At 39.4% G+C, this 8,233-nt stretch carries 6 protein-coding genes and 2 pseudogenes; 1 reads left to right on the top strand and 7 read right to left on the bottom strand.

Features of this window, described 5'->3' with window-relative positions; translation table 11 throughout:
• From QAS77_RS08570 to QAS77_RS08560, 3 genes and pseudogenes are all read right to left on the bottom strand, one after another.
• Positions 1-746: pseudogene (locus tag QAS77_RS08570) on the bottom strand (excinuclease ABC subunit UvrA); the annotation flags it as partial.
• 486 nt (positions 747-1,232) lie between these two features.
• Positions 1,233-1,697, bottom strand: coding sequence for a hypothetical protein (locus QAS77_RS08565; RefSeq protein ID WP_305064950.1), 465 nt, complete (start codon positions 1,695-1,697; stop codon positions 1,233-1,235).
• On the bottom strand, positions 1,694-3,442 hold the full coding sequence (locus QAS77_RS08560; RefSeq protein ID WP_305064948.1) for a hypothetical protein: 1,749 nt from the start codon (positions 3,440-3,442) through the stop codon (positions 1,694-1,696). Before QAS77_RS08560 ends, QAS77_RS08565 begins: the two co-directional genes overlap by 4 nt.
• Before the next feature lie 104 nt (positions 3,443-3,546).
• On the opposite strand from QAS77_RS08560, the gene QAS77_RS08555 reads away from it, so the two are divergent.
• On the top strand, positions 3,547-4,074 hold the full coding sequence (locus QAS77_RS08555) for a hypothetical protein (protein ID WP_305064947.1): 528 nt from the start codon (positions 3,547-3,549) through the stop codon (positions 4,072-4,074).
• Here QAS77_RS08555 and QAS77_RS08550 read toward each other — a convergent pair.
• From QAS77_RS08550 to QAS77_RS08535, 4 genes and pseudogenes are all read right to left on the bottom strand, one after another.
• Positions 4,063-5,163, bottom strand: coding sequence for a TIR domain-containing protein (locus QAS77_RS08550; RefSeq protein WP_305064946.1), 1,101 nt, complete (start codon positions 5,161-5,163; stop codon positions 4,063-4,065). The genes QAS77_RS08555 and QAS77_RS08550 overlap by 12 nt on opposite strands.
• Before the next feature lie 544 nt (positions 5,164-5,707).
• Positions 5,708-6,556, bottom strand: a complete 849-nt coding sequence (locus QAS77_RS08545; RefSeq protein WP_305064944.1) for a TatD family hydrolase — start codon at positions 6,554-6,556, stop codon at positions 5,708-5,710.
• Between the two features lie 185 nt (positions 6,557-6,741).
• Positions 6,742-8,025 (bottom strand): PGF-pre-PGF domain-containing protein, encoded by a 1,284-nt coding sequence (locus QAS77_RS08540; protein ID WP_305064942.1) that lies wholly within the window; start codon positions 8,023-8,025, stop codon positions 6,742-6,744.
• 74 nt (positions 8,026-8,099) lie between these two features.
• Positions 8,100-8,233 (bottom strand): annotated as a pseudogene (locus QAS77_RS08535) (IS1 family transposase); the annotation flags it as partial.

Genomic DNA, 8,233 nt, shown 5'->3' with positions numbered 1-8,233 from the left:
CTGAAGACCAGTTCCTCTTTGTCAAGCACATGAACTATCAGTGTGCCACCGCTTTTTTCCAGTGCGGTCTCAACGGCATCTGTTACTCTTTCCCGAATGTCGTCCTTTATTACGATCCTGTCTACAACGGCTTCGATATTGTGTTTGTTATAACGTCCCAGCTCAATTGTTTCCGCATCATCAAGGGCTATTATCTCGCCGTCGACCCTTGCACGTGCAAACCCTTCTGTACGAAGGTCGGTGAGTAATTTCTTATATTCTCCCTTGCGCTCCCGCACAAGCGGTGCAAGGATGTGTATCTTAGAACCTTCTTTTATCTTCAATATACTATCGACTATCTGGTCAACGCTCTGGGGTTCAATGGCCTTGCCGCATTTTGGACAGTGACGTATTCCTATCCTCGCATAGAGCAATCTCAGGTAATCATATATCTCTGTGACAGTACCGACCGTAGAACGCGGGTTCTTGCTGGTTGTTTTCTGTTCTATGGAAATTGCAGGGGAAAGCCCTTCGATGTATTCCACATCCGGTTTTTCCATGAGTCCCAGAAATTGTCTTGCATAAGCTGACAACGATTCCACGTATCGTCTCTGACCTTCCGCATATATTGTATCAAAAGCAAGGGAAGATTTTCCAGACCCGCTGAGTCCGGTTATGACTATCAGTTTATCACGTGGGAATGTTACGTCTACATTCTTGAGATTGTGCTCTTTAGCACCTTTGACAATTATATTTTTCAGGGACATGTTTTTGGAGAAATTGTGTTTTTGTATTGATGGGATAAGGAGTATTTGAGTAACGTGATTAAAGGTTTACTGTTGATGTGGTAGAATATAGTAAGTTAAACTGATTTAAAGGAATTCTGGATCATAACATAAAAATTTGCTCATGCAGACATGAGCAATTATTGAAGGTCAGTAAAAGAGTGATTCCTGGTGGTTTCTAATCAAAATAGGAGATATCAAGGATATTTTGCCTGATTTCATCAAAATCATCGCCCCAATGAAACTCAGTTTCCTCATAAACAATGTTATTCTTGTTCAGTATCTTAAGAGTAAGCGGGGGAAACGAAATGAAATATTTCTTTTGTTTCCCATACGCTTTTTGTCCCCAATCCATGATTATTGAGCGTTCTGGTCAGATTTACCTACTTGTCATCATCAGAGGATCCAGAACCTCAAGAACTTTACCCACTATTTTGCGAATGAGTCCTATGGTAACACATCCAGAGTTTACATTATTGCACTGACATCAACTTTTGTTTTGAATTCATCCGAAGTTATGCGATATTCCAGGAAATCCTGAACATCCTTAGTAAGCGCGGTGATTTCAAAGAGTGGCTCTCTGCCCGCATACATCTGTATGATTATCTCATCTGTATCCGGGGCTTTCTCAGCTGCAACACCCATGATGTAGAACCAGGTCATAAGTGCATCAGAATCTGATTTCACAGGTGGCTGGTCATATTTGACAAATACACGTTCCGTGGTAACTTCCACAGTTGCATCATCTATTCCCTGGAATGCAAGGGATTCGTATATTGACATACTTGCAGCTTTATCCACATCGTAACTATCTGATATCATCGGAGTCCATTCATCTTTAATATCATCGGATGTAGAGTTATTATCGTCTCCACCTGAGAATAGGATGAACAAAAAGATTACTCCTATTATTGCTATTGTTCTCTTTTTCATAGGTCGTATTCCTCCCCGTTGTTGTAGATGACTTTTGGATCAGTACGTTTGACCACCTGGCAATTATCCCATTTCCAGGGCTTCCAGCTGCTACCGATATCTTTTATGGCAACGTCACCAATTGGATTTTCGTCCTCGTCTGTGGGTACGTAGTATGACTCTCCTTTCACTGTAACCTTGATCCAGAGGTCCGGATTGATCTCCTGCTTTTCACCTTTCTCATCTGTGTAGAGCATGTAATAGACAGGTCCGTCTGAAGTCTGCTTTACTTTTCCGTATTCACTTAGGAAAGCATTTGGTGTGGAAGTTCCTATACCACCGCTTGTGATCCGCCCCTGTCTTGCATTGCCGTTCTTTATTGCATTGTCAAGTTCCGGTAGTGCCATGACGATCTTTTCAACTATTTCCAGTTCCTTCTTTATGAATTCACCAACTATGGGAACCTTGTCGGCAACTTCCTGTCCGGTCTTCGAAACCACATAAAGGGCTTTCACAGTGGTGCCTGAAGCGCCTTTCATCTCACTGAGCTTCTCGTAATCATTATAGGCTCCAACGTATTTGTTCACTTCTTCCTTTAGGCTGTTGATCTTATCTATCTTATCAAAGGTCTTTGCTAATTTCGAGTTTGAGTAGTCATCTGAAAAGAAGGATGCAGCTTCATGCCCAGTCTTGATCTTTTCGATGGTGTCCTTTGTGTCTTTATCGATAATTTCAAGGTTCATGATATCATTGAGTTTGCTTCCAACCTTATCTTTACCAGCATAGTCAGCCCCACCTGTGATTTCAACGGGACTTCCTGCCTCAAAGGTAAAATCCTCTTCGAAGACCTGTTTTATCTTTTCTTTGTTGGATTCAACATTCTGCCCATCACCCAGATCCATATCATCCAGCTTTTCCATGTCTTCGGAGCTTTCTTCCCTTATCATGTTAATGATTGTTGCCTGGGTTTGCATGGATTCAACAAAATCATCAGGCAGGACATAGTTCATGTGAACATTCTGGTAATCCTCTATGTCCTGTTTATCAATGTCTTCTATAGCAAGATAACCTTCATTTTCGATGAAACCTTCCTCTTCCAGTACCTCATAGATGAAAAATAGTTCATCGACTTCATCATATTCCGTAAATTCGGTATCTTCATTTTCTGCAGTGTCTTCTATTCCTGTTGAAATTTCTTCGGGATTCTGATACTGGTCCGACAGTTCCTCAGAATCGCCAATAGCAGTTCCTGTGATTACTTCATCAATGGGTGTTTCCTCAGGATATTCATCGGTTTGTGTATCCTCCATGCCTTCCCATTGACCAACTGCACCACTTGCAACAGAATGGTCCACCAGTTTAACAAAAATATTCTCAGCTACCGGCTGAATAGCGGATAAGGGAAGGTTGTAGCCATCCACATCCACATAGACCTGATCTCCTCCGGGAGTAGGGGCTACGAATGATACACTACTGGTTACAGTCTGGTCAGAAAATTCCCCCAGTATCATCCTTTCATCCATATCCCAGTAATCAATACTCTGCATTTCAGGCTTTAGGGGATCTCTTTCCGAGAAATAAACTACACCAACATGCTCGGCATCTCCTACGTACCAGAATGCATCTTCAGTGAAATCCGGCTCAATTTCCTCTGCAGCCTCATATATTATCGCATTAACTTCTTCATAGTTGTATTCTCCCACCGAAGTTGGTACTGATACCAGAACAAGAAGTGAAATAAATACTATTAATATATTCAGTTTCATATGCTCATAAGCTCCTCTATTTGTATAAATATTTTTTCAGATGCGGTAACGTTCCTTTGTTATATTTTCATAAAAACCGTTATATTTATGACGATGTAATTTATGTGGGTCATTTTACTTATTTCGGCTTCCAAAAACAGAAATTGATTTTTCAGGATACGATAGGTAAGGCGGTAAAGCCATTAGCTCCCTTTTCAAATGATTCTCAGAGTATTGTTTATGAGCCTTTTATTGACTATGCAACAGGAGAACTTAAACAGGGAGCTCATTATTTCAAGCAACTGAGTAGAACAATAATAGAGTATGCCAATCATCTTGAATCTAAGTTTGATGGTGAAATTGGAGTTCTTGAGAGAAAGCATGTTCATGCTGATGGTGTGGTTTACATTGGCAAGGAAGCTAACAATATTGATGAACAGGAATTGGATGTGAAGCAGGCTCAAGAGTTTGTTAATGAAAAGTTAGTCTATGAGTTCATTTTGAAGCTGACTCCTGAAAAAGCAAGAGAGATTGGAATCAAGCACAGGAGTGCTTTGACTTACTTGAAGAAAAAAGCAACCGACGGGGAATTAAATTTTAAGGGAAAGAATGTAAGAAGAGCTAGGGATGCTCAATATGAATTAAGTTCTTAATTTAGATAGAATTGCTTTCACTATTCCATCTTTACCTTCTTTATTATAATCCAAGTATCCAATAGTACTTGGAATACCTACTACATGAGTATCGTCTATTCTTACAGGGAGTATAAATTCAGAATCTCTTTTCTTTGCTTCTCCGTGTGCAACACTAAATTCAAAATTTGTCCAATCCTTATTGGGATAGTGTTCTGAAATAAAAGGAATAACAAATCTTGTATTTTTTGCATATGTTTCTTTAAAATAGTGATCTAACCTTTTACCCCATAATTCACTTTTTTCAAAGTTATCATAAAACACTGAAATTGAGTTGCTTATTAAATCTTCAGCAATTTCTTCAACAATACCTCGGTCTTCTCCTGCAAAAGAAAAAGCAATATCATAAAAGGTCTTATTTTCGGTGGTTTCTAACATATTATCAACTTTTGTATCTAGCCCAAATATTGCTTTGTTTTCTTTTACTTCTTGATCATATTCAGGAAAATAATAATCCCATTCTTCGAAATTGTCCACATTTATTTTAATTCTATCAAAATCAATACGTCCATAATCCATATCATAAAGCATTAATTTTTTGTAATTTTCATGTTCAATAATTGCTCCAGTATAATCAACGACAATATGACTTCGAAAGATACCAGCAAGATGGAATAAAAGACCACTAGTTGTAGCTACATCCATCTGCAATGGATCTTTACCCAAAGTAATTTTACCGGATTGACCATCATAGACTATAAAATCTCCAATAAATTTTCCAAAATTTAAATTATTGATAATTTGTGAAAATTTATTCATATTGTTTACTATGAGTGACTCAAGGTACTTTTTGTCACTTGCACCAGAAAACATTCTTTCAAAATTAGCAATAAAATTTACTTCTGGAGTGATTATCTCTATATTACAAATACCATTATCGTAAGATGTACTATAAAGAAAAGCAAATTTTTTGTATTTTTCATCTTTAAACGTATCAATTAAAGCAAGATTTAGCAAAATCTCTATTAACTTGAATCCTGAGTGCTTTCCTTGAGATTCAGCATCTGGAACTTTATAATATATATGAGGAATAGGTCTCCATGTAGTCATATATGCTTAGATATTGCTGATACTATTTACAACTTATTTTGGTCAATATTTTTTATTTTTCTAATTAATCTATTTTTTTAAAATTTGAAATTTACCAAAAAAAAACCTTTTGCTTTTAAGGGCATAACCTATGGTTGTGCATGTATAATGCACACTCTCGTACAAAAAAATAGAGTTACCTATATCCCCGACTTGTTGTGCGAGGGCTCAGATTTGAACCTCTCATGCTCCTCGCACATTGATCGTTCTCCCATCGACCCATATCATGGTATACCTCCCTTTTCGAAAACAGTGCAATTAATCTTTCAATTTTTGCATAAGGAATGTGCTGATGAAATTGTTTTGGTGATTAACAATGACGGATGAATCGGATTTTCAGATATTTCTTGAGAATACAATCTGGGCCAGAACATGGGAAGAGGAAGAAGACGAGGACGGAGAACTCCTATCCTATGAAGTTATGACATTTGAGGAAACAGGGATCTTGTCTAATCATAATGGCTTGGTTGTAATTGCTCCTGACAGGTCGTTGAACGATCTGCTTTTACAATTCGATCTCCACCTCATATACCTCTTCTACATTCTCCTTATGTATTTTCCAGAATGGTTCTTCCCCATGCTCTTCTACAAGTTTCAGTGTCCTTCGAGGAATCGTTTTAGGTCCAAGTACAGCTCCCGGTCTTTCAGGATCATCGATATAATCGGTTTCCATCATGAATCGAGTACCCTGCTCAAGAGCTTCTTCTATGGCTCCTTTTCCTGCCAGCACACCTGGAAAGATGCCAAGCTTTTCGCAGACATTAACAAGCGGTGGAGCGTAATGCTTGACCACTTTATTTAGGGGGATGCCGGTCTTCTTTGCTCTTTCAGTGATGTCGATAAGTTCCGGTTCCCCAACGCTTTCAGTATGTAACTGAATGGCACAACCGGCATCCTTTGCCAGTGTGAAACCATGTTCCATGATATGATTGGATGCATCCCATATCTCCTCAGACACCGGGTAGTGCGGTCTTCCACTTTTAAGCCCCACTGCAACCCCTTCTTCAACGTACTCTGAAGCTATCTCAAGACCGCTTTTCATAAGCTCCACTGCCTTTTCAAGTTCCATGCGTTCGTTCAGTTTGTTGATCTCCGCAGGATGAACTCCGAGAACCGGAAATGCTGTCACACCGGTCTCGTTGATCTGGTCGGCAAGGTCAACGGTCTCATCAAAGACAATTTTATAATCTTCCGGTCTTGTAACTTCCACTCCTATGGTCCACGTTGGCTTCGTTACAAGGATGATGTGGGTGCCGCCTGCATTCTGGAACTCTTTGACAGCCTTGAGTCCTTTTGCACGTGGGTCGATGTGCATGTGTTCATCGGTTATGGGGATCTTTGGAATTGTGTTCATGTGTTTATTGATGTGTTGGGGGTTGAATAATGTTATTGTTCGTTCTTATTTTCTTCAGCAATCTCATTTCTTAATTCTTTTTTATTGCTAAAGTTAACAAAAAGTTCCAAGGGGAGCCGGAAGAAAAAGTCCAAGCAAAGAAATGTTGACTCAAGGGTATAAAGAAAAAAGGGAGAGAAAGAAGCTCAGTTCTTTCTCTTGTTGAACACGTAAGCACAACCCAGAAGCATCAGTGATAAAACCCCTGAAATTCCCGGTGTACTCTTTGGTTCAGTAACAGGTTCATCATCAATTGGTGTTTCTGCTTCAGCATCAGATTCTGCATATTTTGGATCAACATCCTTTATGATCGACGTATCATCCTCTTCTGTATTCGCTGAAATGGCAAATGGCGAGAATCCGGGAGTTTCGGCTTCAAAATGGATGTATGAATCATCTTCCCCTATCTTTATGGTATTCAAATTGTTCCATTTACCTTCACTATGGCGATACAATGCAATAGCATCTTCATTGATCTCATTCTCTGTGAGCCACGCTTTGGGTACACTAAAACCTATCGCAGGATGTGCAATGTTATCTTCTGTGGCGAATCCTACTTTACCAACCCATATGTTAAGGTTGCTATATACAAGTCCGGGAGCACTTTCATCGACCATTGCAGACTTATCTTTAAGGACTTCGATAGTCGTTGAAACCTCTCCATAATTCTTCAGTGCGGAGAATTTGATGTAATCAATGGCATTCTGTTCCTCATCGAAAGTGTAGCTAATTACGGCACCACCGATGATGTTCTTCGCTTTCACATCTTTAAATGCGATATTCTCAAAGGCCTCACCGGATGCTCCACTTCCACCAGCACTGCTTCCGGAGGAACTGCTACCACCACTACTTGAGGTCTTTGTTTCCTCAATGATGGTCGATGTTGCATCTTCGACATCCATCTCTGTTTCACAGTCAATTGGCTGGACTCCAGGAGCTGCTATTGCTAGGTCGAACACTCCCTCAAATGTGTATGTTCCCAGTGCTGCATCTCCAGGGATCGTGACATCATAGGTCAACTGTGCAACATCTGGTGCTGCGTTGGTATTAATCCAGCTTACCTTCTCTGGATTAACTGGATTAACGATAAATCCATCATCAGATGGATTGCTTACTACCCATCCTGTAGGCGCATTGTCCTCTATGACGGTCTTATCTGCGCCATCAAGTGTGATGTTCAATATCACGGTTATTGTGTCACCCGGGTTTGCACTTACCGGAAGTTCTCTGCAGACATTTGGCTCTTCAGCTGATGCTGCACCGGTGCTTACAAGCAACAGCAAAAGTAATGCTAAACCAATGATACTGAAAGATCTCCGATTGAAATCGAATATTTTACTAACGTTGCCAATGAACCGGGAATCTACATTTAATGTTTTAATAATATCACCCACCACAAAAATATTAACTACAAAAATACCAACCACCATTGGTAATTAAAAATATATAATTATGCCATATAAATGTTTCGAGCTTCTATTTTGCAAATCTATTTTCGGCATTGTTAACTAAACATAGCGAACTCTTTATTTCTGTACTTCATCAAAAGAAGAACAGAGTACTTCAGCATTTCAAGACTCTTAGTATAACACTTTGACTTTCTTCTCAATCTTGCCAGAAAGTGCCTAATTATGCTGT

The sequence above is a fragment of the Methanococcoides sp. genome (assembly GCF_030594565.1).
GTDB lineage: Archaea > Halobacteriota > Methanosarcinia > Methanosarcinales > Methanosarcinaceae > Methanococcoides > Methanococcoides seepicolus.
This window is presented reverse-complemented; position numbering and strand designations above follow the sequence as displayed.